The sequence below is a fragment of the Brevundimonas sp. genome, assembly GCF_029945885.1.
In the GTDB taxonomy this organism is placed as follows: domain Bacteria; phylum Pseudomonadota; class Alphaproteobacteria; order Caulobacterales; family Caulobacteraceae; genus Brevundimonas.
In genome coordinates, this window is the sequence record NZ_JAQSDK010000001.1 from 1 (window position 1) to 26,314 (window position 26,314).

Annotated in this window: 25 protein-coding genes; 11 read left to right on the plus strand and 14 right to left on the minus strand. The window is 67.7% G+C overall.

Translation table 11 applies throughout. The features are described 5' to 3' along the window. The first annotated feature begins 435 nt into the window (after window positions 1-435). Both PSV00_RS00005 and PSV00_RS00010 read left to right on the plus strand, forming a co-directional pair. Complete coding sequence (locus PSV00_RS00005) at window positions 436-981, plus strand: hypothetical protein (RefSeq protein WP_300443279.1); 546 nt, start codon at window positions 436-438, stop codon at window positions 979-981. 83 nt (window positions 982-1,064) lie between these two features. Next, a complete protein-coding gene (locus PSV00_RS00010; RefSeq protein WP_300443282.1) occupies window positions 1,065-1,679 on the plus strand; it encodes a class I SAM-dependent methyltransferase in 615 nt (204 codons plus the stop codon). Between the two features lie 35 nt (window positions 1,680-1,714). On the opposite strand, the gene PSV00_RS00015 is transcribed toward PSV00_RS00010, so the two are convergent. Together PSV00_RS00015 and PSV00_RS00020 are read right to left on the minus strand one after the other, a co-directional pair. Then, window positions 1,715-2,191 (minus strand): SRPBCC family protein, encoded by a 477-nt coding sequence (locus tag PSV00_RS00015; RefSeq protein WP_300443285.1) that lies wholly within the window; start codon window positions 2,189-2,191, stop codon window positions 1,715-1,717. A 2-nt stretch (window positions 2,192-2,193) separates the two neighbouring features. Next, the gene (locus PSV00_RS00020; protein ID WP_300443287.1) at window positions 2,194-2,490 is read right to left on the minus strand and encodes a metalloregulator ArsR/SmtB family transcription factor; all 297 of its coding nucleotides are present in this window, start codon (window positions 2,488-2,490) and stop codon (window positions 2,194-2,196) included. Window positions 2,491-2,883: 393 nt separating this feature from the next. On the opposite strand from PSV00_RS00020, the gene PSV00_RS00025 reads away from it, so the two are divergent. Genes PSV00_RS00025 through PSV00_RS00035 form a run of 3 tightly spaced genes read left to right on the plus strand, consistent with a single transcriptional unit; the run spans window position 2,884 to window position 7,524 of the window. Continuing rightward, the gene (locus PSV00_RS00025; RefSeq protein ID WP_300443290.1) at window positions 2,884-3,903 is read left to right on the plus strand and encodes an ATP-binding protein; all 1,020 of its coding nucleotides are present in this window, start codon (window positions 2,884-2,886) and stop codon (window positions 3,901-3,903) included. Window positions 3,904-3,959: 56 nt separating this feature from the next. After that, window positions 3,960-6,527 carry a S8 family peptidase gene (locus PSV00_RS00030; protein WP_300443293.1) on the plus strand — a complete coding sequence of 856 codons (2,568 nt, stop codon included), beginning with the start codon at window positions 3,960-3,962 and terminating at the stop codon, window positions 6,525-6,527. 16 nt (window positions 6,528-6,543) lie between these two features. Beyond that, window positions 6,544-7,524 carry a hypothetical protein gene (locus PSV00_RS00035; protein WP_300443296.1) on the plus strand — a complete coding sequence of 327 codons (981 nt, stop codon included), beginning with the start codon at window positions 6,544-6,546 and terminating at the stop codon, window positions 7,522-7,524. A gap of 256 nt (window positions 7,525-7,780) precedes the next feature. On the opposite strand, the gene PSV00_RS00040 is transcribed toward PSV00_RS00035, so the two are convergent. Then, entirely contained in the window at window positions 7,781-9,235 is a 1,455-nt protein-coding gene (locus PSV00_RS00040) for an integrase arm-type DNA-binding domain-containing protein (protein WP_300443299.1), read from the minus strand. Between the two features lie 386 nt (window positions 9,236-9,621). On the opposite strand from PSV00_RS00040, the gene PSV00_RS00045 reads away from it, so the two are divergent. From PSV00_RS00045 to PSV00_RS00060, 4 genes are read left to right on the plus strand one after another with little or no spacing between them, the layout of a single operon-like run. Further along, window positions 9,622-9,921: a DUF2282 domain-containing protein gene (locus PSV00_RS00045; protein ID WP_300443301.1), complete on the plus strand. Its 300-nt coding sequence runs from the start codon at window positions 9,622-9,624 to the stop codon at window positions 9,919-9,921. 13 nt (window positions 9,922-9,934) lie between these two features. Continuing rightward, on the plus strand, window positions 9,935-10,831 hold the full coding sequence (locus tag PSV00_RS00050) for a DUF692 domain-containing protein (RefSeq protein ID WP_300443304.1): 897 nt from the start codon (window positions 9,935-9,937) through the stop codon (window positions 10,829-10,831). Then, the gene (locus PSV00_RS00055; RefSeq protein ID WP_300443307.1) at window positions 10,824-11,597 is read left to right on the plus strand and encodes a DNA-binding domain-containing protein; all 774 of its coding nucleotides are present in this window, start codon (window positions 10,824-10,826) and stop codon (window positions 11,595-11,597) included. Before PSV00_RS00050 ends, PSV00_RS00055 begins: the two co-directional genes overlap by 8 nt. Further along, window positions 11,590-12,063, plus strand: coding sequence for a DoxX family protein (locus tag PSV00_RS00060; protein ID WP_300443310.1), 474 nt, complete (start codon window positions 11,590-11,592; stop codon window positions 12,061-12,063). The genes PSV00_RS00055 and PSV00_RS00060 overlap by 8 nt, the downstream gene beginning before the upstream one ends. A 6-nt stretch (window positions 12,064-12,069) precedes the next feature. Here the strand turns inward: PSV00_RS00060 and PSV00_RS00065 are convergent, their stop codons facing one another. The 11 genes from PSV00_RS00065 to PSV00_RS00115 form a co-directional block, all read right to left on the minus strand. Beyond that, window positions 12,070-12,711, minus strand: coding sequence for a DUF1109 domain-containing protein (locus PSV00_RS00065; RefSeq protein WP_300443312.1), 642 nt, complete (start codon window positions 12,709-12,711; stop codon window positions 12,070-12,072). Then, window positions 12,701-13,240 carry a sigma-70 family RNA polymerase sigma factor gene (locus tag PSV00_RS00070; protein WP_300443314.1) on the minus strand — a complete coding sequence of 180 codons (540 nt, stop codon included), beginning with the start codon at window positions 13,238-13,240 and terminating at the stop codon, window positions 12,701-12,703. Before PSV00_RS00070 ends, PSV00_RS00065 begins: the two co-directional genes overlap by 11 nt. A gap of 104 nt (window positions 13,241-13,344) precedes the next feature. Beyond that, window positions 13,345-14,610: a bifunctional alpha/beta hydrolase/OsmC family protein gene (locus tag PSV00_RS00075; RefSeq protein ID WP_300443316.1), complete on the minus strand. Its 1,266-nt coding sequence runs from the start codon at window positions 14,608-14,610 to the stop codon at window positions 13,345-13,347. Between the two features lie 4 nt (window positions 14,611-14,614). Then, on the minus strand, window positions 14,615-15,331 hold the full coding sequence (locus PSV00_RS00080; RefSeq protein ID WP_300443318.1) for a flavodoxin family protein: 717 nt from the start codon (window positions 15,329-15,331) through the stop codon (window positions 14,615-14,617). A 225-nt stretch (window positions 15,332-15,556) separates the two neighbouring features. Then, a complete protein-coding gene (locus PSV00_RS00085; protein ID WP_300443321.1) occupies window positions 15,557-18,028 on the minus strand; it encodes a prolyl oligopeptidase family serine peptidase in 2,472 nt (823 codons plus the stop codon). Window positions 18,029-18,091: 63 nt separating this feature from the next. Further along, window positions 18,092-18,655 (minus strand): hypothetical protein, encoded by a 564-nt coding sequence (locus tag PSV00_RS00090; RefSeq protein ID WP_300443325.1) that lies wholly within the window; start codon window positions 18,653-18,655, stop codon window positions 18,092-18,094. 15 nt (window positions 18,656-18,670) lie between these two features. After that, complete coding sequence (locus tag PSV00_RS00095) at window positions 18,671-20,077, minus strand: MBOAT family protein (protein ID WP_300443327.1); 1,407 nt, start codon at window positions 20,075-20,077, stop codon at window positions 18,671-18,673. After that, window positions 20,078-21,352: a GDSL-type esterase/lipase family protein gene (locus PSV00_RS00100; RefSeq protein WP_300443330.1), complete on the minus strand. Its 1,275-nt coding sequence runs from the start codon at window positions 21,350-21,352 to the stop codon at window positions 20,078-20,080. Between the two features lie 2 nt (window positions 21,353-21,354). Continuing rightward, complete coding sequence (locus PSV00_RS00105) at window positions 21,355-22,281, minus strand: DUF459 domain-containing protein (RefSeq protein WP_300443333.1); 927 nt, start codon at window positions 22,279-22,281, stop codon at window positions 21,355-21,357. Window positions 22,282-22,411: 130 nt separating this feature from the next. Next, window positions 22,412-22,825, minus strand: coding sequence for a DUF2177 family protein (locus tag PSV00_RS00110; protein WP_300443336.1), 414 nt, complete (start codon window positions 22,823-22,825; stop codon window positions 22,412-22,414). 21 nt (window positions 22,826-22,846) lie between these two features. Next, entirely contained in the window at window positions 22,847-23,884 is a 1,038-nt protein-coding gene (locus tag PSV00_RS00115) for a cyclopropane-fatty-acyl-phospholipid synthase family protein (RefSeq protein WP_300443339.1), read from the minus strand. Between the two features lie 178 nt (window positions 23,885-24,062). On the opposite strand from PSV00_RS00115, the gene PSV00_RS00120 reads away from it, so the two are divergent. Further along, window positions 24,063-25,448, plus strand: coding sequence for an FAD-dependent oxidoreductase (locus PSV00_RS00120; protein WP_300443341.1), 1,386 nt, complete (start codon window positions 24,063-24,065; stop codon window positions 25,446-25,448). Then, window positions 25,445-26,227, plus strand: a complete 783-nt coding sequence (locus PSV00_RS00125; protein ID WP_300443343.1) for a DUF1365 family protein — start codon at window positions 25,445-25,447, stop codon at window positions 26,225-26,227. The genes PSV00_RS00120 and PSV00_RS00125 overlap by 4 nt, the downstream gene beginning before the upstream one ends. Window positions 26,228-26,314 lie beyond the last annotated feature (87 nt).

Sequence of the window (26,314 nt, forward strand, 5' to 3'; positions counted from 1 at the left end):
AGGCACGCGAACTGCGCGCCTGAAACCCTGCCCGTCGGCGAGACCGGGGTAGCAAAGGCCAGGGCGGACCGGCCGGAGGGGGATCGCCCGGCCTGCACAAGCCTGATGTCCATGATGATGATGATCATGATCGCCGGCGCGGAAGGTCGGGGAGACCGGCCGGTCCGGCGGCGGAGCCGCTTCACCCTGGCCTGCGCGAGGGCGGAGCCCTTCCATGTCCTTTTTCAAGTGGCTAGACGTGCGAAACACCTCCGCGCCACGGGCGCGGAGATGAGCAGGATGAGAGGTTCGTCAGGTTGGGGGCGGAGCGGCGCTGGCGACGGTCGATCAGTCTTCCATTCGCGTGTTGGTTACCGCATGAACGCTTTTCGTCGCGGGCTGGCCTCTGACTTAGTTGGGGCGTCGGCACATGACCTGCCCACTGGGCTCTCGAGGATGTCCCTGACCTTCCACTCCGCCCCCGGCCTGACGGGCCAGGCCCTCGACCGCGTTCGGGCGCGCGTCCCGGGTCCGTGGACGGCGAGACCGCTCTGGTCGATCCCGCGGTGGCTCCGCGAGCGACCGGGCGTTTCCATTCTCACAGCGGCGGCGTCGGCGGAGTTCGGCGTTTCGACGCTCGACCAGTTCCGGATCCGGCTGACCATCCACCGCAGTGTCGAACGGGCGACGGCGTCGTGCCGGATCGACTTTGAGCAGGCCGTGCTCACGCTGATCCAGGACGACCGGCAGGGCCAACGGCGCTTGCGGCTGGTTCCCGTCCAGGCGGGTGGGTTCCTGGCCCTGCCGTTGGCGCCGCGGCGCTCGGACTCGGTGGTGATCGACTTCGTTCCGACGACCCTGCCTCTGCCGAGCGCGAGCGCGCCCGACCTGCACAAACCCTTCGCGCTCGAGCTGAGATCGGTTCACGCCGAGATTCGGACGCGTCGCCCGATGTCGGGCCGGCTCCCGATCGCCGCACTGGTCATCGCCCCTCCGGCCTAAGGCCGAATGCGGCGACGGCGACGCCCTGTGGCGTTCGGACGGGCAAATCCCTAGCTTTCGAACTTGGTTCAGGAGTCGCGACGATGACTACCCAGGCGCATTGGGAAAACGTCTATCAGACCAAGGCGGTGGACGACGTAAGCTGGTATCGGCCCCACTTGGAGGTTTCGCTGCGGCTCATTGCAGACGCTGCGCCGGACGCCGGCAGCGCGGTCATTGACGTGGGCGGCGGGGAGGCAACGCTGGTCGATGATCTCGTCGTGCACGGCTACAGCGACGTCACGGTGCTCGACATCTCCCCGGCAGCGATTGACGTGGCGAAGGCCCGGCTGGGCACGAACGCCGCCGCCGTGCATTGGATCACCGGCAACATAACGGCAGTCGAGCTGGAAGCGGCTCGCTACGATGTTTGGCACGACCGGGCCGTGTTCCATTTCCTGACGAGCGCAGACGACAGAGCCGCATATGTTCGGCAGGTCGCCCACGCGGTCAGGCGCGGCGGCCATGTGATTGTCGCTACGTTCGGGCCAGAGGGTCCGGAGACGTGCAGCGGACTGGACGTCGTCCGCTACGACGCCGAACACCTTCACGGCGAGTTTGGGCCGAAATTCCGTCTCCTGGACAGCGTCACGGAGTTGCACGAGACGCCTTGGGGCACGCCTCAGCAGTTCATGTATTGCTTCTGCCGGATGGAGTGAGACGTTCGGTTCCCTCCCAGTGGCGGTGCGGTGCCTTAGCGTGACACTTCGGCGAGCCGTTGCAGGTAGAGCGGCCAGCCTTGATCGCCCCGGACACCGGCGGCGAGGCCCTGCCAGCCTTCGCCGTGCCGGTCGAGATGACGGTGCTCCAGCTCTACTCTTGTCCGTCGCTCGCCCTCGGCGATGAAACGAACCTGCACCTCGCTTGAGCGCGCCAGATCTGTCTCGATCTGCCAGCGCGGGCTGATGTCCCACGAGAAGACGAGGCGGGTCGGCGGGTCGTAGGTCAGCACCCGGCCCCACTGACACTCGCTACCGTCGACGCCCCGGTCGTAGATGCGGCCGCCGACCTGCGGCTCGAAAACCGACTGCGCGATGTCGACGGCCAGCATGTTGTGCTCGGGCGGCTTGATATGATCGAAGCGCTCGGTGAACACCCTGAAGGCGCGTTCGAGCGGAACCTCGAGGGTGATCTCCGTGCGGACGGATGTGTCAACGGTATCTGCACTCATGGCTATTGGTCCTCTGCCTCGGCCTGCTGTTTGAGATTTATGAGGGTCTGACCCCAGAATCGGTCGAGCTGCGCGCGCAACGCGGCGAGACCCGCAGGGTTGGCGCGGTAGAGCCGTCTTGTGCCGACCGCCTGGTCGACGACCAGGCCCGCCTCCTTCAGCAGCTTGAGGTGCTGGGACACCGCCGGCCGACTGACAGGGAGGCGATCCGCCAACTCCTGCACGTGGCGCGGATGCACCGCGACCAGTTCAAGGATTGTTCGCCGCGTGGGGTCGGCAAGTGCGCTCCATCCATCCATGAATGGTCATGCATCACTTACCGTAAGTGATTCCTAACGGATAAATTCGAGAACAGGCTCCGTCTCGGATGTGTGGCTGCGAGGGCGCCGCGCTTGGTCTGGGCGCGCCATGAGCCGAGATCGGTTTAGCCCCCCAAATCGGACACGGGTGACCGCAGACGCTTAGGACTTGACGATGATTGAGTCGTCACACCTCCTGAACCTTGACGGACCGTTTCAGACTGGAGTTCGGTCGCTGATGTTGCTATTTTGTTCTCGTTGCTGCTTTGGCCGAGTCCTAAGGGATCCCATTGCGTAGTCCGACTTCCGCCGCGACGACGCGTCAAGAAGTGCTAAGTGGGCTGGATATCCGGCTCGCGCCGAACGGGAAGACTTGGTTAAATCCGAGTCGGTATGGTCCGCAGAAGGGAGGGAAGTCGTATGTCTGTTCAGCACATCCTCGACCTCCTGGACTCTCATGCGGCCGGTGATGAGGAACGTCTCCTGTCCATCGCCTTGGCGGCGGCGGCGGCCGAAGCCCGCGCCGGACGCCCGGCCGACGCCGAAGCCTTGAAGAAGGCCGTCCAGGGTATGCGGAGCGCTGGTCCTCGGCAGCACGCAACCGCCTCCCCTATTCCCCTGGCGCGTCCACGCGGTGAACTGCAGTCCATCGTCGCCAGCAGCTATCCGAAGACGACGCTCGCCAGCATGGTGCTGTCGCAGGAGATGGACGCTCGCCTTCAGCGAATCGTCCGTCAGCAGCGCGAGCGCGCAGCCTTGCGCGACCATGGCCAGCGGCCTTCGACCCATCTCCTGCTGATCGGCCCTCCAGGGACCGGCAAGACCATGACCTCCGCCGCCTTGGCCGGCGAGCTGCGCCTGCCGCTCTTCACGGTCAAGCTGGAGTCGATCTTCAGCCGCTATATGGGCGAGACCGCCTCAAAGATTCGGCTGATTTTCGACCAAGCTGCCCAGACCCGCGGCGTTTATCTGCTCGACGAGTTTGACGCGATCGGCGCGCGACGCGGCGATCCCAATGACGTCGGCGAGATGCGCCGCGTCCTCAACTCGGTGTTGGCCTTCATGGAAGAGCCGAACCAGACCGACAGCATCATCATCGCCGCGACCAACCATGTCGAAATCCTCGATCGGGCCCTAGCCCGACGGTTCGACGAGGTCGTCGAGTACGGCCTGCCTTCGATCGTCGAGGCCAAGGCGCTGCTCGTGGCCCGCCTCAGAAAGTTCAAGCTGGACGCCAAGGCGCTGAAGGCACTGGAGCCGGACCTTGAAGGGCTCAGCCAGGCCGAGGTCGTGCGGGCTGCTGACTCGGCCGTGAAGGATGCCATCCTTGACGGCCAGACCAAGGTTTCGTTGGATCTGGTGCGGACCGTTCTTCAGGAGCGGCGGGCGGTCGGCGCGCGCTTCCATTCGTAGATTGCGCAATCGATACAACCGACGATGATCATCGAATCAGCAACGCCGGATAGCCGATGGCCGTCGAAGACTTCAGCCGCCACGACCTCGCCCATCTGACGATCGACGCGTTTCGCGAGACCGGCCCCTATACCTATCCGGCCACACGTCAGACCAGGACGCCCCAACGGGACGACTATGTCGCCCATGGACAGCATCTGCTGGATCGTCTGGCGGCGGCCCTCCCGGCCCTCCCTCTGCAGGGCCCCGATCCTCGAATCGCCCTAGCAGGCCTGCGGCCGGGCGCTATCGTCTCCGTCGAGACGCGCGCGCCCGCGACCGACCGGCAGGGCCCGGCCAAGGTGCCCGCCACCTTCGAGCTGCCCGCCCAAGACCTCGTGGTCCTGAGGACGACACGCCTCGACGACCGATCTGAGGTGGCGGTCGTCTTCGTGCCGGATGCGGCGCGTCCGGCCCTCGAACAGCGGATTGGCGCATACGGCGCGCAAAACCTGGGCAATCGAGAGCGGCCTTATCTCGATCAGTTCGAGCGGATCGAGAATTTCGCAGCGGCGAGCGCCGACGATCTGTTCGTCGGCGACCACGATCCGCTCGACCCCGCCTCCGACTGGTGGGAACTGTGGGTGCGGGACGGCAAGGTCGAAGGCGTTCGGAGCCAAGCGCGCAACGCCAACTTTGACGTCCATGCCGACACCCTCAAATTCCCCGACGTCGAGGTAGCGTTCGTCCACGGCGCGGCCGGCGCGTTGCGCGCCTTCCTCAACCGCATCCCGGGCGCGGTCGCCGAGGTGCGCCGGTCGGTCGGCACCATCGAGCCGTTCCTGACGCTCAAGGCGGGGCCGGCCAATCAGCATGATTTCGTCGCCGATCTCGCCGCGCGCACCCTGGCGCCCTCTGCCGATGCGCCGACGATCTGCATCCTGGACACGGGCGTATCGGCAGCCCACCCCCTGATCGCGCCCGGCCTGGTTCACGCCACGGCCGTCGACGCCCGATGGGGCTCGGACGATCATGCGGGAGATACAGGCCACGGGACCGGGCTGGCGAGCCTGTCGCTTTTTGGTGATCTCGAAATCCCTATGAACGACCTCCGGGTCGTACAGCTCAGCCACGGCGTGGAGTCGGTCAAACTGCTGGCGCCACCGGGCGCAGTTCCCACGGATGTCCACAGCTATGGGTCTGTGACCCAAGCCGCCATCTCGCTGATCGAGATCGACCGGCCAGGTCTGGATCGATCGTTCTGCCTAGCCTCCTCCACGGCCCGGAATCCACCGACGCGGCCGTCCAGCTGGAGCGGCGCAATCGACCAGGCCGCCGCCGGGTCCATGGTCGGCGAACGCCCTCGCGGGGTCGCCGCCGCGCAGACGCCCAAGCGCCTGGTTCTCATCGCGGCGGGCAATGTGATCGGCGGCTCGCGGGGCGAGATCGAGGCCGGCGCGCGGATCGAGGATCCGGCCCAGGCTTGGAACGCCCTCACCGTCGGCGGGATCACAGGGAAGACGACCGTGGATGCCGGCGCCGCCGGTCTCCGGCCGATCGCCGAGGCCAACACGGTCAGTCCCTACAGCACGGACACCGTGGGACTTCCGACCGACCTTTTGCCGATGAAGCCTGAGGTTCTGTTCGAGGCCGGCAACATGACCGTCGACGCTGCGGACTGGTGCGACTGGCATCCGGCCCTTTCGCTGCTGGCCGCCGGCCGGGACGTCGGCAACGAGCCCCTCGCGCCCTTCTGGGCCACGAGCGCCGCGGTCGCCGTCGGTAGTCATTTCCTCGGTCGGCTAAAGGCGGAGGTTCCCGGACTCTGGCCCGAGACCTATCGCGCGCTGATGGTGCACGCCGCGCGATGGCCCGAGCCGATCCGCCGCCAGTTGATTGGCCGCGGCGCCAGTTGGCGCACGACGATCAGCAAGGGCGACATTCAGCAGCTCCTGCGCCGCGTCGGCTACGGCACGCCGGACTTCGACATCGCGACGCGCTCGGCGCGCAATGAACTGACGCTTATCGCCCAAGCCGAGATCCAGCCCTATGCGGCGGGCGCCAACAACCAAGGCGCCGTCTTCAACGAGGTCCACTTCTACGACCTGCCTTGGCCTCATGCCGCCTTGGCCGCACTCGGCGACCAGTCCGTCATCATGCGGGTCACCCTGTCCTATTTCGTCGAACCCAATCTGAGCGGCAAGGCCGCCACCCGGCCAGAGACCTATCGCTCGTTCGGCCTCCGCTTCGCGATGAAGAAGCGCAGCGAGACCGACCTCCAGTTCAAGGGCCGACTGAGCCGGCTTCAAGACGAGGCCCAGATCGCGGCGCTTGAAGGCGGCCTCGACGACGAGGACGCGCCGGGCGAACGGTCATGCTGGCTGCTGGGCCCCAAAGCGGTGCAGGCTGGGTCGCTGCACTGCGATCTCTGGCGCGGCAAGGCGTCGGAGCTGGCGCATCACGATCTGATCGCGGTGCATCCGGTCGGCGGGTGGTGGAAGTCTCACCTCGGCCAACAACGCCGGAGCGACAAGGGGCGTTACGCCCTGGCGATCTCGATCTCGGCGCCCGCCTCCGAAGTGGATCTTTACAGCGAGGTCCAGGCGTTGGTGATCGAGAAGGAGATCGAGACGCTAATCGGCTGAGCGCCTGGAGCGAACCATGGCCTATGATCCTCTGTATCGGGCGTACCTCCTCGCCCACGCCTGTCGCGACAACGAAGCCATGGAGATCGAGGGCGTCCATTTCGATCTCCGCCATCCCGACCTGGATCGCAACGCGTGGCAGCCGACGGCGCTGATCGGGTCGCCGCATCATCTTGAGACCCACACTCCGCGTCTTCTGTTCCCGTGGAGCGACGACATCGAGCGTCGGATCCAAGACAATCGTGGCGATACGGCGGAGGTTCTCGAGGGCGACACCTTACTGATCGACCGGGTCCAGAGCCTGCCGGTCAAAGCTGACCATGGCAGCCTCGATCATCCGCACCATCAAGAGAGCCGGTGGGCCCATCTCGTGGTGCGGCGCCCCTCGGGACGGCAGAGGGCTGTTGGCCAGGCTTGGGAGTTCCGGGGCGTTGCCGATGTGATGACGCCTCTCGCTCGCGGCAACTATCTGTTTGCGCGGCGGGCACTCTATGCACGCCTTTGCACGGCGATCGGGATCGAAGACATCGAGGACATCACCCTCGCCGACTCCCCCAAGGATTGGCCGAAGATCGCAACGGATATCGACCCCCTCTATCGCAAAGCGCTCGATGCGCTTTGGGCGGCTGAGGGCGAGCACGTCGAAGAGGCGGCGGCGGTGTTCGGCTATCTGATGGGTCGCGCGGAAGCGCGCGAACACGTCTTGCCGCTGGCGGCCCGACATGCGGAGATTCTCGACAGCAATCGGCGGAACGCCAGAAAGTCTCGCAAGGGCGGTGAGGAAACCCGCCGGATTGCACTCCTGGTCATCGCCGAGACGCCGGACATCAACCGCCGGAAGTGTGCCGAGAAGGTCGCCGCGCTTCGCGGCTTGGTCGATATCAGGTCCATCGAGAAAGGTATCGCCCCCTACTTCCAGAAAGTGGAGCGTGGTGGCTATCGACCGCACCCCGGCGCGGTCGCCCAGGCGAGGGCAGCGGCGTCCGAGGGGGGTTAGCACCGCTAAGCCCAAAAGATTGGAGGGGGTTAGCGATGGTCGCCCCCTCCCCGCCACGTCGCTGTGGGGCAAGAGTCCTTGGAGGAAGGACCCGTCCCATGAAACGCAAAACCCGAAACTGGATACCGGTCGTGACTGACCTCGTCAGCCTATTGACCGCGTTGGCCGCGCTCGGTGCTGCGATCTGGAGCCGATGAAAACTGGGAGGCCAGCGCCTGGTCTGCGACGAGGGGAGATTGGGCAAGACGGCATCGAGTCACGACCGGCCGTGTCCCGCCGCCTGTCGTCGAGGCCGTCGGCTGGGCGCATCGATCAGCACACCCGGCAGCGCATGAACGGCGACGCGGGCCGCCTGCACTTCCAGTCTTCGCATCGCCGCCCGGGGCCCCGCCTTCAGGCGAGCCACGTCCGGATCCACCGCCATCAGATCGTCCAGCAGGGTCCGACTAGTGCTGTTCAGCCAACGGGTCAGGTCTGGAGGCGCCGTCTTCCCCCGCCCGACGATCCCGCCCAGCAGGAACACCGAGAGCTTCTCCTGCGCGCTCCTCAGGTGGTCCCGCATCAGCTTGGAGCGGGTGATGTAGCCGGGGTTCACGCCGGGGAGCGCGTGGTTCATCAGCAGGTGCATATCGACCTCCGAAATCTCCGCCGCCTGCGCCAGGGTCCGATAGGTCTGGCGCAGATCGTTGCCCCAATGGCTGAGGACGGTGCGCTTCTCCTTGTGCTCCTCCATGTGGCCGCTCGGACTGTCGCTCGGGAAGAGCCAGACCTGTCCGCTCTGCGGATAGATGACCGGCCCGATGCGACGGAGGCGGAAGATGCACTCCAGCATGGCCCGCGACAGGGGGATGTCGAAGGCCTTGTCGGTCCCGCCCTTCGGGCTGCGGATATGCATCAGCCGCTCGCGCAGGTTCAGGTCTTCGACGCGGACGTTCTTGAGCGCCTCGGGCCGGCAACCGGACAGCAGCATCAGCAGGTGGAACTCGCGCCGGATCGGATTGGGGATCTGCGCCAGCTGCGCGAACCAGGCCGGCAGGTCCGCCACCCCCATGGCGGTGTCCTTTCGCTTCTCCGGGTTCCAGTCGATCGCGAGCGATGGGTTCTCCGCAGGGAGCGCACGGCAGGTCTTGCGCGCATGGTTGTAGACGGCCCGGAAGCTGCGCATCGCGCCGTTGGCGATGGCCGGTCCGTTATCTTTCGAGATCTGGTCATGTCGATCGGCCAGCAGCCGCGGTTCATCGCCGATTTTGGACAGTGGCCAGTCCAGCCAGTCCGCAAACAACCGTTCTAAATGGTCCTTGTAGATGCGGACGGTGGCTCCACTGCGCCCCTTGCGCTCCAGGTGGGACACCCGAAAACGCCCCCAGGCTTCCCGCAAGGTCGGAATGTGCGTGGACGGCTCGGGCAGGCTGGGCGGCGCTTTGCGGGGCGGCCGGGGATCGTCGCCGTCGGCGATCCGCCCGAGCAGCGCCTTGGCCTTCGCGCGAGCGTCCCGGGATGATAATTCTCCGACTTCCGCGACCTTCATCCGGACACTGTGCCGGACGCCGTCCAGGCGCAGATCAGCCTGGATCATGAAGCTCTTGGTCTGGCTTCCGATGAGCACGAAGAAGCCGCCCAGATCCGTGTCCCGGGCTCGATATTGACCCGTTCGAGCGAACGGGAGGCCGATCAGATTCTTGTCCGTGAGGGGCAGTCTGAGATCCGGCATGTTGCTAACTTTTTGGCCATTAGAACGGTGCTTTCGGGGGCCTTTAGAACGGCGTTAGAACGGTGAACTCTTCTGCGGAAGTCAGCATCGGGCGCCTGCGAAAACGTGCGAAACGGTGCGCAGCGACACGAAAAATGTCAATGACTTCAATTGGTTGGATCGCACGCCCGGCGGTGTTCGGCGGCAATCGGAAAACCCGGGAACGGGTTCTCTTAATCAGCGGGTCGCAGGTTCGAACCCTGCATCACCCACCATCGTCCGCCCGGGTCTGGCCGTCCGAATGGATGTGCCGACAATTTTCTGAAGCGCCACTGTAACCTCGGACCGGTGCCGACGAATGGGTGTGGGTCCGGTCAAGACGACCGCACCATCCCAAGGAGCCCCCTATGACCCGTACCCATCTGTCCGTCGCCGGCGCCACCGCCCTGGCCCTCGTCGCCGGAGCCGGCCTTGCCCATGCCCAGACCGGTCATGCCGGCGGCCAGGCCACCGCCCCGGCGATGGAGAAATGCTACGGCGTCGCCCTCGCCGGCAAGAATGACTGCGCCGCCGGTCCGGGCACCACCTGCGCCGGCACCTCGGCGCGTGACTACCAGGGCAATGCCTGGAAACTGGTCCCGGCCGGTACCTGCACCGCGATCCGCACGCCCGCTGGCAACGGATCCCTGACGCCCGTCTCGCGCTGAGCCTGACCTCTCGATGACCCCGCAGCCGGTCGCCGCGCCCCCGGTTGAGCCCGTCCCGCCGCCCCCCGGCCACGACGGGCCAACCGCCGGCCTGGGCCTGAAGGCCCGGCACTATGACGATGCCCTGGCGGCGTCGGCGACCGGTCTGTGGTTCGAGGTTCACGCCGAGAATTATATGGTGTCCGGCGGACCCCGGCTCGCCTGGCTCGAGGCGATCCGCCGGGACAGGCCGCTGTCGCTCCATGGCGTCGGCCTGTCCCTGGCGGGTTTCGCCCCCCCCGATCCCGACCATCTGGCGCGCCTGCGCAGCCTGGTCGACCGCTACCAGCCCTTCGCCGTCTCGGAACATCTGGCCTGGTCCCGCCATGAGACCACCTACCACCCTGACCTGCTGCCCTTCCCGCGCACCCGCGCGCGACTGCAGCGCATCGCCGACAATGTCGCCCTTACCCAGGACGCCCTGGGCCGGCAGGTACTGATCGAGAACCCGTCCCTGTATCTCGACCTTCAGGGTCATGAGATGAGCGAGACGGAGCTGCTGTCCGAACTGGTCGCCGCCACGGGCTGCGGCCTGCTGCTCGACGTCAACAATGTCCACGTCACCGCCAACAACATGGGCACCGACGCCCGGGCCTATATCGACGCCCTGCCCGCCGCGGCCGTGGGCGAAATTCACCTCGCCGGTCACACGCCCGACCCCCAACACGGCCAGACCCTGCTGATCGACAGTCATGACGCCCCTGTCGCCGAGTCGGTCTGGGCGCTCTACGCCCATGCCCTGGACCGGATCGGCCCGCGGCCGACCCTGATCGAGCGCGACGGCAATGTGCCGCCGTTCCCCGACCTGATGGTGGAGCGTGATCGCGCCGCGATCCTGCTGGCGAAGACACGGAGCCCGGACCATGTCTGAGCCGTTCGAGACCGCCTTTGACGCCATGCTGGCCGGTGACGACGGGGCACTGGACCGCTGGCTGCCCGCCGACGGATCGGGCCGGCCGGGCCTGGCGGTCTATCGCAACACCGTGGCCAAGGCCCGGGCTGACGCCCTGGCCGGCCAGTTCCCCACGGTCGAGCGGCTGGTCGGTGTCGACTGGTTCCGCCAGGCCGCCCTGACCTTCGCCGGCACCGCACCCCCGACCGACCCCGTTCTGGACGACTACGGCACAGCCTTCCCCGACTGGCTGGCGACCTTCCCGCCGGCGCTGGGCCTGCCCTTTCTGGCTCCCGTCGCCCGACTCGATCTTGCCTGGAGCCGGGCCCATCGGGCACCGGACGCCGTCCCCCTGTCGGGCCGGGACACGGCCCCCCTGTCACCAGCCCGGCTGTTCAAGGCCCGGGCCGGCCTGCACCCCTCGGCCCAGCTGTTCTGGTTCGACTGGACCGTGCCGACCGTCTGGAGCGCCAATCGCGCCGACGGCGACGCGACCGGGGCGATCTGGGAAGAGCGACCCGAAGGCCTGCTGATCGTCCGGCCGGCCGCAGTCGTGACCTGGCACAGGCTGTCACGCCCGCAATGGACCTTTCTCACGGCCTGCCGCCGGGGCGCGACCCTGGGCGACGCCGCCCGGGACGCCTTTGTCCCCGACCCCGGCCTCGACCTCGGCACCCTGTTCGCCGGCCTGCTGGCAATGGGGGCCCTGTCGCAACTGCCAACGGAACCCCTGCCCCATGACTGAGTCCGACACACCGGCCCCGACCCCGCCCACCACCGTCGCGGCCCTGTCGGGCCGCTGCGCCCGCCTGTTCGAACGGCTGGTCCCGGCCTGGCTTCTGTCCCTGGTCGTGCGGCTGGGCATCGCCGCGGTGTTTTTCCTGTCAGGCCGAACCAAGGTCGACGGGCTGCTGCACATTACCGATGGCACCTACTATCTGTTTGCCGAGGAATACCGGGTCCCCCTGATCCCCGGCGACATCGCCGCCCATCTGGCCACATGGTCCGAACACCTGTTCCCGCTCCTGCTGGTGCTTGGGCTGATGACGCGATTGTCGGCCCTGGCCCTGCTGGGCATGACCCTGGTGATCCAGACCTTCGTCTATCCCGGGGCCTGGGCGACCCATCTGACCTGGGCCGGCCTGCTGCTTTATCTGGTCCGCCACGGGGCCGGCACCGTCAGCCTGGATCGCCTGTTCAGGATCGCCTGAACGCGCCTACCAGCGCAGCAGGACCCGCCCCGTCAGGGCTCCGATTGCACCGGAGATCAGGATTCCGAGCGTGTACCAGCTGGCCATGAATGAGGCCGTGACCTCCTCACAGTAGAAGCCGTAGGCGCTGGCCGCGACCCCGCCCGCGACCAGGCCGGCGACGAACCCGGCCCGCGTCGGCGACTGCGGTGCCAACCGGCGTGCGGCAAAGACAATGAAGGGGATAGCGACCAGGCTGACCCCGACGACCCGGATCGTGCAGGTCGTCCATGAATGGCCCAGCCAGGCCGCGCCCCGGGCCGGGCCCGACAGCCCCGCCTGTTCGACGAGGACGGCCAGAACGACCCCGAACGCCACGACGGCCAGACCGACCAGGGGAAGTCGGACCGGAGCCCCCGGCTGGCCCAGCCGCAACAGCAGCAGACTGGCCAGTCCGGCGATCGACAGCACATAGATCTGTCGCATCAGGAACATCGGGTCGCCCGCCATCGCTGCCAGGTCGGGCCGGAAGCCCAGCGTCAGCCACACGACAAGGCCAGCGGTCAGCAGGGCCGCACCCGCGCACAGCCCCAGCCGTCCGGCCGCACGACCGGCGGGGATGGGCCGGACCTCCCCGGCCAGGGACTCGATCAGTTTGTCAGTGTTCATGATCGCCCACCCGCTTCATCAGGGCCTTCATCGCCCGATGCAGACTCACCTTGGCGGCCCCCTCGGTCATCCCGGCCCGCTCGCCGGCCTCGGCCAGGCTGTACCCCTCGATCCGGACGTCGCGGATCAGGGTGCGTTGCCGCGCCGGTGCCGTCGCCAGCAGCCGCTCCAGATCCTGACGCACCGCGCCCTCTTCGACATCATTGTCATCGGCGGGGATGTCATCGACCAGCGGAACCAGACGCGCCCGACCGGTCTTGCGCAGGTGATCGATCAGTTTGTAGCGGGCGATCGTGAAACACCATGAGGTCACGGGGTCCGCGCGCCGCCAGGTTTCCCGCTTGGAATGAATGGCCAGAAGCGCGTCTTGCACCAGATCCTCAACATCGGCGTCGCCATGGAATTGGCGACGTTGGAAATAGGCATGCAGAGCCGGTCTCAGCACGGTGAGGAACACGCGCCATTGCGCGGCCTCGCCATCGAGCCCCGCGATCATCAGCGGTTTCAGCCGTGCTTCCAGAGTCTTCACACGGCCTCCTATTCGGCCGGGCGCGCCATTCGTTACAGGACCGGCCCACCCTCGGGGCCGAGGCGACGCCTCGGGACTGATCTAGCCCTCGCCGCCTCCGCTTGTCACCCGTCGTCCCCATCAGCGCAGACGGCCTCCATGCGATGGAGATGATCCTCGACGCAGGTTTTCACCCCCGCATCGGGTCGATCATCAGGCAGGCGTTGGGTCTCGACCGTGGCGCTCTCGGTCAGGGTGCGGTGCACCGGGCAGCGGTCGGCGATTTCCAGCAGCCGCACATGCTGGGCCTCGTCCAGGTCGCCCTGGAAGGCGATCTTGCGCAGGAACCGGTCGGGCCCAGACGCCGTCCTGGCCGTATGACCGACCTCGACCACCACCCGTTCCAGCGGCCAGCCCTTGCGCTCGGCATAGAGGCGGCAGGTCATCGCGGTGCAGGCCCCCAGGCCGGCGCTCAGCAGCTCATAGGGGGTCGGCCCTGAATCCAGGCCGCCGACGCTGGCCGGTTCGTCGGCGAGGAAGGTGGTTGAAGGCGTGACCACCCGCACCTGGAATTTTCCGGCTCCGGTCTCCTCGACCCTCACCCCCTGCAGGGGCGGTTCGACGGCATTTGCAACGGAGTCGATATAACGACCGGCCCAGGCGACGATCATCGCCGCCGCATAGTCGGAATCGACCTGCCGGGTCAGCAGGTGGTTGGCCTGATCCAGCGACACGAAACTCTTGGGATGGCGCGCGGCCAGAAAAATGCCCGAGGCGTTATCGATCGAGACGATTTCGTCGACCGGAGAATGCAGGACCAGCAGCGCCCGTCCCAGGCTGGCGATCCGCGCCGCCTGGTTATGCGAACGAAGGTCCTCGACGAAGTCGGCCCCCAGTTCAAAGGCGCGCCCGCCGATCTCGACCGGCACCCGTCGCCCATGGGCCACATCGTCCAGCGCCGGCCCCACATGAGTCAGAACATGTTCGGCGTCGAACGGAGCCCCGATCACGGCCACGGCCTTGACCGACTCCAGCGATCCGGCCGCCGCCAGCACGGCGGCCCCGCCGAAACTGTGACCGACCAGCAGTTGTGGCGTCAGGCCGGCGGCGGCCATCGCCTGCGCGGCGCAGACGACATCCTGGACATCACCGGACAGGCCCCGTCCGAACTCGCCCTCGCTCTCGCCCAGGCCGGTGAAGTCGAAACGCAGCACGCCGATCCCCTGCCCGGCCAGGGCCCGGCTGACCCGCGTCGCCGCCAGCGAGGTCTTGTCGCAGGTGAAACAGTGGGCGAACACCGCCCAGGCCCGGACCGGCCCGTCGCCCCGCTCCAGAACCCCCGACAACTGCCGTCCGGCGGCGTTCTCGAAGTCGAAGGTCGAATGGGTCATGGGCTCAGCGGTACTCCGGATTGGGATGGTCGAAGCGCTCGCCCCTGTCCCAGGCGGCCTTCTGGTTGCCGTGGGCCGGTATGCCCCCGGCGTCCTTCAGCATACGGGCCATATGTATCAGGTTCCACGCCATGAAAGTGGTGTTGCGCTGGGTGAATTCATTGTCCAGCCCGACCTTGCCCCCGGACTTGTCGTCGTCGCCATAGGACGGCCCCGGACCGGCCTCGCCGATCCAGCCGGCGTCGGCCTGGGGCGGGATGACATAGCCGAGGTGCTGTAACGAATAGAGGATACTCATGGCGCAGTGTTTGATGCCGTCCTCATTGCCGGTGACGATGCAGCCGCCGACCCGGCCATAATAGGCCCACTGGCCCTTGTCGTTCAGCTGGCCGGACCAGCCGTACAGCCGCTCGATCACCCGGGTGCAGATCGACGACTTGTCGCCCAGCCAGATCGGCGTGCCGATGACCAGGATATCCGCCGCCATCACCTGTTTCTGAACCGCCGGCCAGCCGTCGCTGTCCCAGCCGTGTTCGGTCATGTCGGGCTGGACGCCGGGCGGGATATCCAGATCGGCGGCGCGCAGGGTCGTGGTCTTCACCCCCTGGGCCTCCATGATGGCGATGGCCACGTCCATCAGCGTCTGGGTGTGCGAGGTTTCGCTGGAGCGTTTCAGACTGGTGTTGATGAAGACGGCGCTCAGATCGTCATGGGTCGTCATGATCGGCCTCCTGTCGGGCTGGGGTCGCAATGGGCGGGACAGGGTAACGCCCCAGACGCCGCCCCGGTCCCGTGGCGACCGGAGACAGCCATCGTCAGGCCTGCCATGCGCCGAAATCCGGCGTTCGGCCTGTGGCTCAATCCGCGATGCGGCCGTCCCGATCCCGGGCGGGCGGCGCGCCCGTCCACCCGACCCGGGATTTTCGGTTTCGACCTGGTGGTGAGCCTAGGTCCCGTCGGCCGCAGGCCCTCCGACGCGCGGCGGCGCATCCCGGACATAGAGGTTCAGCCAGCGGGTCATCTCCCACAGGGTGTGGCCGACCGATTCCCGGGCCCGATAGCCGTGGGCCTCCAGCGGCAGCACGACATAGCGCACCGTCGCCCCCTGCCCCTTCAGCGCCGCATAGAACCGCTCCGACTGGATCGGATAGGTGCCGGAATTGTCGTCGGCCTCGCCGTGGATCAGCAGGATCGGCTCATTGACCCGGTCCGCATAGGTGAAAGGCGACATCTCCGTATAGGTCTCCGTCGCCTGCCAGTAGGTGCGCTGCTCCGACTGGAACCCGAACGGCGTCAGGGTGCGGTTATAGGCACCCGAGCGGGCGATGCCGGTGCGGAACAGGTCCGTATGCGCCAGCAGATTGGCGGTCATGAACGCGCCGTAGCTGTGCCCGCCGATCGCCAGCCGGTCGCGGTCGGCCACGCCCAGCGCCACCACCGCCTCAACCGCCGCCCGAGCGTTGGCGGTCAGTTGTTCGATATAGGTGTCGTTGGGCTCGGCCCCGTCGCGGCCAATGATCGGCATCGAGGGATTGTCCAGTACGGCATAGCCCTGGGTCAGCAGAAACAGGTGGCTGGACCCACCGGGTCGAACAAAGCGGTTGGCGGTGTCGACGACCTGCCCGGCCACGGCCGCGTCGGTGAACTCGGCCGGATAGGCCCACATCACCAGCGGCAGCGGCCCGTCCCGATCCTTGTCGTAGCCGGCCGGCAGATACAGGGTTCCCGACAGCTGCACCCCGTCGTCACGGCTGTAGGTGATCAGCTGCTGGCTGACTCCCGCCAGTTGCGGTGCGGGGTCGGGAAAGGCGGTCAGGGCCGACGGGGCGGCTCCATCGAGGTCGCGCACATACAGGTTGGGCGGGTCCAGCCGGGTCTCGCGGCGGGTCACCAGCCGTCTGCCGTCATCATCGAGGAAGCCGACGATGGTCTCGTATTCCCCGTTGGCCGAGGTCCACAGCCGCTCGGTCTGCCCGCTGGCCAGATCCAGCGTCCCGAGGAACGGATATTGTCCGGCCCGGGTCGCCCCGCCGCCCTCGATCAGGACTTTCGTGCCGCCGGCGGTGAACTGGATGACCGGTCGCCCCGCGGCGTTCGGCTCGGTCGCCGCCGCGCCCGGATCATTATAGCGGTCCTGGTAATTGCGTTCCAGCAGCACCCGCGCCTGTCCCGGGTGCGACGGATCGACCAGATACCGGGTCTCGTGCCGCGTATTGAACCAGCGGCTGTAGACCAGGGCCACGTCCTGCCGGCCCCAGGTGATTCCGGCGTAGCGCTCCGCCAGATCGATCAGCGGAACGGCAGGCGTCGTGAACGGCGCGGCCAGGGTGAAGACGCGGTCCCGCACCTCGGCGGCAGTGCGCGGGTCGCCGCCGTCCTGGGCCTCGGTCCAGGCCAGGGTCGCCGGAGCGTCGGCGCGCCACTGAACCGACCGGGGGCCCGTCGCCACAGCATCAAACGGTGAAGGAATGTCATCGCGCAGCGGCAGATCGGCGACCCGGTGCACGACCCGGCCGCTCATGTCTGTGACCACCACATCAGCGGGGAACAGGGCCGCCGGCACCACATAACTGTAGGGACGCCGGGCCACGGTCTGCAGCAGATAGCGACCGTCCGGTGACACCGAGGCCCCGAGGATTACGCCCGGTGCGCCGATCGTCCGGATCGCACCCTGCAGCGGCACATGCACCAGCTGGGAGGTGAAATAGTGATCGAACAACGCCTCGTCACCGGCATTGCCCAACAGGTCCTGATAGGTCCGGACGGGTGCCGCGCGCGCCATGCTTTCCTCGACCGTCGGTCCCGACGGCGGGCGGCTGACATCGGGGGCGCCCCCGCGTCCGGCGGGCACCGTCTCGACCACCAGTCCCGAACTGTCCGGCAGCCATTCCATCCCCGACCCCATGGTGGCGTTGACCGTCGCCCCGGTCAGACGCCGCGCGCGGGCGGTGGCCACATCGGCGACCCACAACTCCAGGCCGGTCGGGTGATCGACCAGCAATGCCACGAACCGGCCGTCCGGCGACCAGTCGGGCGAGGTGAACCGGGTCCCGGCCGGCAGGGCCACCGGGCGCGCCGCGCCGCCTGCGACGGGCTGGAAGCTCAGTCCCGTCAGCCAGGTGACCCGGCTGTTGGCCGGACCGTTGTTGCGCGGATTGATGCGATAGCCGGCCAGGCGCAGCATCGGCTCGGCCAGTTCAGCGATGGACGGCAGGTTGGAGCGTTCGAACAGCGCCAGCGTCCCTCGGTCCGGACTCAGACTGGGCAGCGGTGTCGGCCGGGTGTCGAGGATGTCGGCAATCGGAGCCGGTGGCTGCTGATAGGTCAGGCCATCCGCCGTCTGTGCCAGCGCCAGTCCCGGCACCGACAGCAACAGGACAACCACAGGCAGAGCCTGTTTCAGGAGTCGCTTACGCATCGTCTGATCCCCCGTCGCCGGCACGCGCTGGCCCGACCAGCTATGAACAGGTTCGCGGATCGGTCAAGGCGTGGCGGGGGTCGACCCGGCGTCTGCAGGCTGACCGATAAAGCGCTGGTCCCGCGCCGTCTCATAGGTCTCGCGGATCGCGGCGCGCGGCTGGTCCGCGCCCAGCTGCGCGACCTGTTCAGCCCAGACGTCGGACAGTTGCTGCACCGTCGAGGACATCCAGCCCGGGGCCTGCTGCGCCGACCAGTTCTGCAGCGAGGCCGCGTTGAAGACCAGCATGAACAGGGTCAGCAGCACCAGGGTACGGCTCGTCCAGCGCCGGTCACGCGCGGCTACGCCTTCATCATCCAGCGGCGGGGCCGGGGGAAAGGCGAACCGGTGCAGGGCACTGAGCCGGTGCTCCAGCGTCGGCAGGTCGTGGGCGTCGGCCCCGGCGTTCCAGTCACTGGCGGGGTCGGTCGGCACAGGGTCGGTTTCGCCCACGGTCGCCTCGGCGTCCGGTCCGGGCTGCTCCCAGGCCGTGCGTCCCTGTTCCAGAGGCGGAAAGGGCGAGTCCGGGTCCGGCACGGGAAAGGGATCGGGCCGGCTCTCGTCGTGGGGGTCGTGATCGTCGGTCATGATCTCGCCAACGCCTCAGAACTGGAAATAGATGAAGGGGGCGACGCCGTCCGGACGGACGGCCTCGACCAGCAGGAAGGCCACGCCCAGCAACAACGCCAGGGTCAGGGACGGGGCCGTCTTCAGCCGTTCGGCCATCCCCTCGATCGCGCGCGGCGGCAGCCAGTGCATGGCCAGACCACCGACGATCAGGGTCAGCAGCAGCGGCGTCAGCATAACCGTCGGCTGCCACCAGCGACCCAGACCCGTCAGCACCTGCATGGCGAGCTCGAAATTCTCGGCCCGGAACAGGATCCACCCCAGGCAGACGATATGGAAGGTGATCAGCACCCCCAGGATGGGATGGATCACCCGCCGGTCGCCAAAGGCGGCCCGGCCGATCCGCTCGACCACCTGGACCCCGCCGTGCAGCGCCCCCCAGGCCAGGAAGGTCCAGGCCGCGCCATGCCACAGCCCGCCCAGCACCATGGTGATGAAGACGTTGAGGCTCGACGAGACCAGCCCCTTACGTCCGCCCCCCAGCGGCACATACAGATAGTCGCGCAGCCAGCTGGACAGGCTGATGTGCCAGCGCCGCCAGAACGACTGCATCGACCCGGCCCGGTACGGCTGGTCGAAATTGCGCGGGAAGGAATAGCCCAGCAGGGCGGCGATCCCGATCGCCATGTCCGAATAGGCCGAGAAGTCGCAATAGATCTGAACCGCATAGCCATAGACGGCGGCGATCATGTCCAGTGATCCGTAGGCGCTGGGATCGAAAAACACCGGATCGACCAGCCGCACCGACAGTTCCGAGGCGATCACCGTCTTCTTGAACAGGCCCCAGACGATCAGCAGCAGGCCGTGGGTCGCCATCTCCCGCGTCAGCCGCGGCGTCCGGTCGAACTGCGGCAACAGATCCGAGGCCCGCACGATCGGCCCCGCCACCAGATGCGGGAAGAAGCTCATCAGCAGCATCACATCCAGCAGCGAGCGCGCCACCGGCGTCTTGCGCCGATGCACATCGACGACATAGCTGATGCCCTGGAAGGTGAAGAAGCTGATCCCCACCGGCAGGATCACCTGCAGCAAGGGCAGGTCCCGGCCCCAGCCGACCTGGCTCAGCAGCTCGCCCGCCTGTTCGATGAAGAAGCCGTAGTATTTGAAGAATCCCAGCACCAGCAGGTTGAACGCGACCCCCAGCCCGACCAGCCATTTGCGTCGCCGGTCGTCGTCGCTGCGGGCGATCGCCGCGGCCACGCCCCAGTTCAGTACCGCGCTCAGGATCAGCAGGCCGACGAACCGCCAGTCCCACTGGGCATAGAAGAACCAGCTGGCCAGCAGCAGGAACAGCTTGCGCCGCCCGTTCTCGCGATCCAGCGACCAGCTGGTGAAATAGACGAACAGGAAGAAGACGCCGAAGGCGAGGGTCGGGAACAGCATCTAGTCGATCCGTCCCGTCGCTGGTTTCCAGCCGTCGAAGGCCGCCATCAGGTCGCCGGCGAACACGCCCCCGATCCAGTCGGCCCCGACCGAGGTGAAATGCACCCGGTCGCCGCGCATGAAGGGCTCGGCCAGAAGGGCCAGTCGATCCGCTGAACAGTCGCCGCCCATTCGCCCGTGCCAGTCCCAGAACGCCACACCCATGTCGGCGGCCACCCGGCGCTGCACATCGCGGACCACCGCCAGCGACGGCGGCGGCCGGCGCAGGCCGTCGGCGCTGCAGCCCCCGGCGTCTCCGGTCCGGATCGCGTCCGGTGCCCCCAGCAGCAGCAGCGACGCCGCCGGGGCCAGCCGCCGCATCCGCCCGACCTGACCCCGCAGCAGGGTCTCCCAGGCCACCGGGTCCAGTCCGTCGTCGAACCCCTCATTGGTGCCGAAGGCCAGGACGATCAGCTGCGGCCGCCAGTAGGCCAGCTCGGTCGCCGTCACCGCCTCGTCGCGGGCCGCCAGATCGCGCAGCGTCGCCCCGACGACACCGAGGTTGGAGACGATCACCCCCGGCCCGCCGGTCGCCAGCCACAGGTCGGACAGCGTGACACCCGGACCGACCGGCGACAGGGCGATGGTCCCGGCCGCCAGGGGCAGATCAATCTCGCGACACACCGGACCGGCCTCGGGTGCGGCAAAGCCGGCGACCCCCTCGTCGCCGGTTGTCCGGTAGCGGATCGCGCCCACGTCCGGCCCGGCCCGGCCACACAGGCCCAGAACCCGCGGCCTTCCCCCCGGCTCCGGCGTCAGGGTCAGGGCCGGATCGGCACCGTAGCGGATCGCCTGCACCCCGGCCAGACCGACTCCCACCCGGCTGTAGCCCCCGACCGGCACCAGCGGTTCCTGGGTCATCGCCCAGTCGCGCGCCTCGACCTGCACCTGCATCGGGCCATAGCCGTCATAGGGGATGCCCGGCGGCAGGACGCCCCGGCCGGCATTGCCGAACCGGGCCTGCAGCCGCGCCCGCAGGGCCCCGGTGATCCGGTCCCCGGCCGTATGGCTGTCGCCGATCTGCAGGATATGGACGGCTCGATCCCGCTGTCCGGCCTCGGTGGCGGCCAGCGCCTCGAACAGCCCTTCCAGCGCCCCGGCCTGGCAAAGGCCGCCGGGACAGGCGGACAGGCCCACATCGGGAACGGTCTGTGGTGCATAGGGGGACTGGGCCACAGCAGGGCCTGCGAGGGCCAGGGCCAGGACGGCCGCCGACAGGGCGGAGCCGGTCCTCATCCTCAGGCGGCGGGTGAAACGGCTGGGGTCGCCGCAGACGCCGGACCCGGGCTCGCCGCCTGGGGCCGGGGCCTGTCCAGTCCGGCGTCGTGTTTCAGGGTCGCCGCCACCGGGTCGCCCATCCGCAGATAGCCGGCCATCGACATGTGAATTCCGTCATTGGCCCGCATCAGGGTGCGGCGGCCGGTCTCGGTCGGCAGATAGGCCTCATAGCCACCGGCGTCGTTGGCGGTCAGGGGCACGGTGTCGATATAGGGCACGTCCAGTGCCGCCATCCGCTCGGCCACCACCGCGTTGATCAGGGTCATCCTGGCGTCGAAGCTCTCGCGCTTCATCCGCGGCAGGCCCACCCAGTAGACGGCGATGTCGCGGCTGCGCAGCAGGCCCACCAGATCATCGACGCGTTTGGCATAGGCGGCCTTCCAGCCGTCGGTGCCGAACGGATGCACCTGGCCGTCGAGGCTGATGCCCTGGGCGTCATTGGTCCCGAACAGGACCACGGCCACGTCGACCGGATGCTCGTCCAGCTGGCGGGCGGTCTTGGCCTGGATGTCGACATAGTCGTAGCGCGACAGGCCGGTCGAAACCTCGCTGAATTTGGTGACCGAGACGCCGGGTTCAGTGTTGAGGTCCCGGTACAGGGCGGCCCACAGCCCGTCGGCCATGGAGTCGCCGAACACGCCGATCCTCAGCTGTCCCCGGGCCATTCGCGTCGTCAGCGGTGTCACGGCCGGCCGGGCCGCCACGACCGGGACCGGAACGGCGGGCGCGGCCTCGACCGGGACGGCGGCCGGGGCCGAGGCATTGGCGGCACCGCCCAGCATCAGTGTCGGATGGCGCAGCCAGGCGCGGCCGTCGGGCGTGAGGATCAGCCCGGCCAGCACGCCGACCACAAAGGCCACCGTCAAAGCATTGATGCCTGCACGCACGCCTGTCCCCCGACATTCGACCGATGGCGTGGTTAAGCCATCCTACGGACGTCGGTTCTACCGCATTGACGCGCGACCGCCACCGCCTGCCCCTCGCGAGCGAACAAAAAGGTTAATGGACCCCGCCGTTTCAGGCCTTTCCGGGACCGGCCAGACGGGCGAGGAAATAGCCGCCGGTGGCCGAAACCGCCGTCAGCACCGTCCCCCAGCACAGGTCGACGATGGTCAACTGGGTCGACCACTGCACCAGGGTGGCCTGGTTGGTCAGGTCATAGGTGGCGTAGGCGACAAAGCCGAGAACGGCTCCGTTCAGCGTCGCCCGACGCCACGATCCGGCCTTCAGGGCCGGCAGCACGGCCAGGAAGACCGTGCCGAAGATCGACACCAGATAGAAGATCACCGCCACCTTGAGGTCCGGTTCGGGCGCCAGCAGCGGCCCGAGCAGGGGCTTGTAGAAGCGGTCGGTCATCGTCGTCAGCCAGACGGCATCGATGGCGGCGAAACTGACGCCCGCGCCGAGATAGGCAAGGATAAAGCGGATCATTCTGGTCCTCCTGGACACCGGTCAGGCCGGCTTGAGACGATAGTGGCTGACGGCCCATGTCCGGCCATCGTCATTGCCGAACAATCCGGCCGTGGCCAGATAAAACCGCCGCCAGCGCCGCCGCCACAGACTCGCGTCATTGCCGTAGGTCGCCTGCATCAGCTCCATCACCCGGTCGGCATTGGCATCCATATTGGCCAGCCAGTCATTGGCCGTCCGCTGGTAGTGGGTGCCGCTCCACAGCCATTCCGCCTCGACCGCGAACAGGTCGGGAAACTGCCGGATCAGGCCCCGGCTGGGCATGATGCCGCCGGTAAAGAAATGCTGGGCGATGAAGTCGCCACTGTCGGTGTGGTCGAAGCGGTAGGGGGCGTCGCGGTGGGTGAAGACGTGGATGAACATCCGCCCGTCCGGCTTCAGCCAGCCCCGGGCGCGTTCCAGCAGGGTCCGCCAATTGGCCATATGTTCAAACATCTCGACCGAGACGATGCGGTCGAACCGCCCCTGCCCGGCCGGTTGCGGGTCAAAATCGTTCATGTCGCAGGTGATCACGGTCAGGTTGGTCAGGCCCCGCGCCGCCGCCTGGGCCTCGATATGGCCGCGCTGCCCGTGACTGTTGGAGACGGCGGTGATGCGCGACCGCGGATAGTGTTCGGCCATCCACAGACTCAGCGAGCCCCAGCCGCAGCCCAGTTCCAGAATGGTCTGGCCGTCGGCCAGGTCGGCGTGGGCGCAGGTCTCCGCCAGGGCGGCGACCTCAGCCTCGTCCAGCGTCGTCCCCGCGTCGGGGTACAGACAGCAGGAATATTTCAACCGGCTGCCCAGGCAGATCTCGAAGAATTCGGGCGGCAGCTCATAGTGCTGCTCATTGGCCGCTGTCGTATGTTCGGCGATGGCCCGCAACGCCATGGCCCCGGCGAAGGCGGACTCGTCATGGGGCCCGTCCCGATCCAGTCGCCGCCGCGCCTCGGTAACCAGGCTGTCGATCGCCGGGCGGGCGACAAAGTCCGGAAAGGGCGCATCCTGCAGTTTGCGAATGGCGGCGTTGGCGAGGGACATGGGCGTTCCGGAATGAGGGTCAAGGACATGGCACGATCGCCCGATCCTGAGGAACGTCCCGGGGGACTCCACCGTTGCACAGGTCGAACCCTGGCAAATACGCAGCCAAAGGCCGGATGGATGACATCCATGTCGGCCGCGGCCCCGTAGCTGAGGATCTGATCCCCACGGAGTCCTCATGAGCCCCCACCTCGTCGCCGAAACCCTGCCCGCCGCGCCGGGAAAGCGAATTGCTGTGATCGGCTCCGGCATCTCGGGCCTGTCGGCGGCCTGGCTGCTGTCCGAAACCCATGACGTGACCCTGTTCGAGGCCGCCGACCGCCTCGGCGGGCATTCCAGCACGGTCGATGCCCCCAGCCCGGCCGGGCCCGTCGCCGTCGACACCGGCTTCATCGTCTATAACGAGGCCAACTATCCCAATCTGACCGCCCTGTTCGAGCATCTCGGCGTGCCGACCAAGCCGGCGCATATGTCCTTCGCCGTCTCCATCGACGATGGGGCCTTCGAATATTCCAGCCACGGCCTGGGGGCCCTGTTTGCGCAGAAGCGCAACTACGCCAGCCCAAAATTCTGGCGCATGATCGGCGATCTGCTGCGTTTCCAGAAACAGGCCCCGCGCGACCTGCCGGCGCTGGAACTCAGCGGCATGACACTGGACGCCTATCTGACCCAGGGCGGCTACGGCCCCTTGTTCCGCGAGGCCCATCTGCTGCCCCAGGCGGCCGCGATCTGGTCCTGTTCCATGGGGCAGATGGCCGGCTATCCCGCCGCCTCCTTCATCCGCTTCTACATGAACCACAACCTGCTCAAGCTGGACCTGAAGCCGACCTGGCGCACCGTCGACGGCGGCAGTCGCGAATATGTCCGCCGCCTGGCCGACGCCTTCCGCGGCCGGGTCGTGACCGGGGCCGGCATCGCCGGGGTCGTTCGCGGCCTCGACGGGGCGGCGATCCGCTTCGACGACGGCCGGCTGGAACGGTTCGATGCCGTGGTCATCGCCACCCATTCCGACCAGGCCCTGCGTTTGCTGGACGCCCCCTCGGCCGACGATCGCCGCCTGCTGGGGGCCATCCCCTACCGGCCGAACCGGGTGATCCTGCACCGCGACACCGGCCTGATGCCGAAACGGCGCAAGGCCTGGGCCGCCTGGACCCATCTCGGCTATTCCGATCGCGCCGGTGAAGGCGGTGTCACCTACTGGATGAATGAGCTGCAGAGCCTGCCCGGACCGCCCCTGTTCGTCAGCCTCAACCCGGCGCGTGAACCCGAACCCGGTCTGGTCATCGGCGAATGGGACTATGAGCACCCGGTGTTCGACTCCGCTGCCGTAACCGCCCAGGCCGAGCTCTGGTCGCTGCAGGGGCGCCGCAATGTCTGGTTCGCCGGGGCCTGGTTCGGCTCGGGTTTCCATGAGGACGGACTCCAGGCCGGTCTGGCCGTGGCCGAACAGCTGGGCGGCGTCCGCCGTCCCTGGACCGTCGCCAACGAGAGCGGCCGCATCCCCCTTCAGACTCCGGCCGGTCTCTCCCCCGCGATGAGCCGACCGCTGGACCAGGTGGCGTGACGGCGGACACCAGCGCCCTCTATGTCGGCCGGGTCGATCATGCCCGGGTGCGGACCATCGACCACACCCTCGGCTACCGGGTCTTCATGCTGCTGCTGGATCTCGACCACGTCGAGACGCGCCGGTCCCGCCTGCGCCTGCTGGGTCGCGGCCGGTTCGGCCTGATGAGCTGGCGCGCCGCCGACCACGGCGACCGCTCGGACACGCCGCTGCGCCGGCAGGTCGAGACCCATCTGGAAGCGGCCGGGATCGACCTCGACGGCGGCCCTATCCGCCTGCTGACCATGCCGCGCATCCTCGGCTACGGCTTCAACCCGATCAGCGTCTATTTCTGCCACCGGCCCGACGGGGCCCTGGCCGCCCTGCTGTACGAGGTCACCAATACCTTCGGCGAACGTCACAGCTATCTGGTGGCCCGGCCGGTCGACACGCCGGGTCCGGTTCGCCAGACGGCCGACAAGACCTTCTTCGTCTCGCCCTTCATGGACATGGACCTGACCTATGATTTCACGGTCCGCCCCCCGGCCGAGGGCGTGTCCGTGGTCGTCGCCGTCCGCCGCGGCGACACCCCGATCCTGACCGCCAGCTTCGCCGGTGCGCGCCGCCCCCTGACCGACGGCCAGTTGCTGCGCGCCTTCGTGACCCACCCCCTGCTGACCTGGAAGGTCACCCTCGGCATCCACTGGGAGGCGGCGAAGATGATGCTCAAGGGGGCCCGCTACCGTCATCGCGACGCGCCGCCGAAACAGCCGGTGACCGTGGGCCACGCCCGCGACTGACGCGGGCCCCCGCTACAGTCGCGGGGGATCGGCCCGAACCGACCGGCCCGATGTGGACCCAGTGGACTCAGTGGACCCAGTGGACCC